Source organism: Pseudomonas sp. Pseusp97, assembly GCF_047304025.1.
GTDB lineage: Bacteria > Pseudomonadota > Gammaproteobacteria > Pseudomonadales > Pseudomonadaceae > Pseudomonas.
Genome location: NZ_JBGLYK010000399.1, coordinates 1 through 2,302 on the forward strand (window position 1 = coordinate 1; position 2,302 = coordinate 2,302).

Sequence of the window (2,302 nt, forward strand, 5' to 3'; positions counted from 1 at the left end):
TGGGCTCGTTTTTGTTTAAAACACACAGGCTCGCGAACCAACCCCGCAGCGGAGTCGGTTCGCGAGCAAGCTCGCTCCTACAGTCAAACCTCAGTGATGCCCGCCACCGCTCTGCTCGAATGTCTCGATCAGCGCCACCTGCATCCGCGAATGCACGCGGATGAACCAGCGCCAGAACACCGCGATCACCAGGGCGGCGATCAGCGCCACCACTACCAGCAGCTCGCCCGGCGGCAGGATGCTCGAACTCAGCGCCGCGAGCAGCAGCATCATGCCGCCCAGCGACAGCAGCGGGATCAGCTCGGAAATCACCCGGCGCACCCGGGCGGTGTGGCGCCCGGCGCTCTCCGCCTTCACGCCCATCTCCGCCAGCAGCATCGCCAGCGCCTTGAGCTTGCGGTAGGCGGCGATCAGGAACGGCAGCGACAGCAGCAGCGCGGCGCCCCAGATCAGCGCCTTGTGCAGCGCCTCGTGCTCGACGAAACCGGCCAGCCACTGTGACAGGCGGTCGGCGAAGAACGCCAGGCCGAAGAAGATCGCGATTACCAGGGTCAGGTTGACCCCGACCTGCAGCAGGATGCGGCGGATCATCCCAGCGAGGATCGCCTTGTCGCCGCGCGGCTTGATGCTGCGCAGCCACTCGCCGTAGAGGCTGAACACCCGCACCATCGGCGATGGCAGGCTGCGGCCCAGGTACAGCGCCAGCGGGTCGGCCGAGCGGATCAGGTAGGGCGTCAGCAGCGTGGTGATGGCCGATACGCCGACCACCACCGGGTAGAGGAAGTCGCTGGTCACGCCCAGGCTCATGCCCAGCGCGGCGATGATGAAGGAGAACTCGCCGATCTGCGAAAGGCCCATGCCCACGCGCATCGAGGTGCGCCCGTCGTTGCCGGCGATGAAGGCGCCAGCGCCGCAGGACAGCAGCTTGCCGGCGACCACCACCAGGGTGATCACCAGGATCGGCGCGGCGTAGTCCACCAGCACCTTCGGGTCGATGGTCAGGCCGATGGCGACGAAGAAGATCGCGCTGAACATGTCGCGCACCGGCTCCATCAGGCGTTCGATCTGGATCAGCTGGCGCGACTCGGCCATGATCGCGCCGATCAGGAAGGCGCCCAGGATCATGCTGTATTCCAGCTTCACCACCAGCAGGCAGAAGCCGAAGCACAGGCCCAGCACCGTCACCAGCAGCATCTCGTTGCTCTCGAACTTCGCCACATAGGCCAGCAGGCGCGGCACCAGCAGGATGCCGACGACCAGCGCGACGACCATGAACAGGCTGAGCTTGCCGACCGTGGAGAACACCTGGTCGGCCTCCACCGTGCCGCTCACGGCGATACCGGAGAACAGCGCGATGATGCCGATGCCGAGGATGTCCTCGATGATCAGCACGCCGAAGATCAGCTGGGCGAAGCGCTCGTTCTTCATCTTCAGGTCGCCCAGGACCTTGATGATGATGGTGGTGGAGGACATCGCCAGGATCGCGCCGAGGAACAGCGAATCCATGGTGCTCCAGTCGAACAGGCGGCCGATCTCGAAGCCGGCCCAGATCATCAGGGTGATTTCCAGGAACGCGGCGATGAACGCCGTGGCGCCGACCTGGAACAGCTTGCGCAGGGAGAACTCCAGCCCCAGGCAGAACATCAGGAAGATCACCCCCAGCTCGGCGAGGGTCTTGATGGTTTCCTCGTCGTGCACCAGGGCGAAGGGCGGGGTGTGCGGGCCGATGATCACCCCGGCGATGATGTAGCCCAGCACCACCGGTTGCTTGAAGCGATGGCAGAGGATGGTGACGAAGCCGGCGATCAGCATGATCACCGCGAGGTCCTGGATGAAGTCGATGGCATGCATGGTCGGCGGTCCTCGCGGCGGGGTGGTCAGGGGATCGCGCGGCTGACGGCCTCGCTCAGCGAAGCCTACCATCCGACTCTTCCGACAGGCGGTTCTGAAAGAATCAGTAACAGACTGATTTGGAAAGGGATTCATCCGCCCCCATATCAGGGGTACGCCCAATACAGGGCAACAGCACGAAACAAAATCCGGCTGGCCCTCCAGGGCAGCGGTCGGCAACATGACGTGCGTCGTATACCAACCAAGAGAATGACAACCATGAAGCGCTTTCTCAGCCTTGCCATGGCTTTCTGTGTCGCCGTGACGCTCAGCCTCGACGTCAACGCCGCCAAGCGTTTCGGTGGCGGCAAGAGCATGGGCTCGGCGCCGAGCCACCAGACCCGCCAGGCGCAACCCAGCGCCGCGCCGAATTCCCCGACTGCCGCAGGCCCGGCCGCGACCGGTGCTGCCG

The 2,302-nt window shown here is 64.8% G+C and carries 1 protein-coding gene and 1 pseudogene; one reads left to right on the forward strand and one right to left on the reverse strand.

All coding sequences use genetic code 11. The features are described from left to right. Positions 1-90: 90 nt before the first annotated feature. Positions 91-1,851 (reverse strand): cation:proton antiporter, encoded by a 1,761-nt coding sequence (locus tag ACCC94_RS29330; protein WP_413353102.1) that lies wholly within the window; start codon positions 1,849-1,851, stop codon positions 91-93. Between the two features lie 258 nt (positions 1,852-2,109). Between ACCC94_RS29330 and ACCC94_RS29335 the strand changes: the two are divergent. Further along, positions 2,110-2,302 (forward strand): annotated as a pseudogene (locus ACCC94_RS29335) (hypothetical protein); the annotation flags it as partial.

Excerpts from the sequence above, each read along its gene's own strand:
- ACCC94_RS29330 (WP_413353102.1), bottom strand. The coding sequence starts at position 1,851 with ATGCATGCCATCGACTTCATCCAGGACCTCGCGGTGATCATGCTGATC.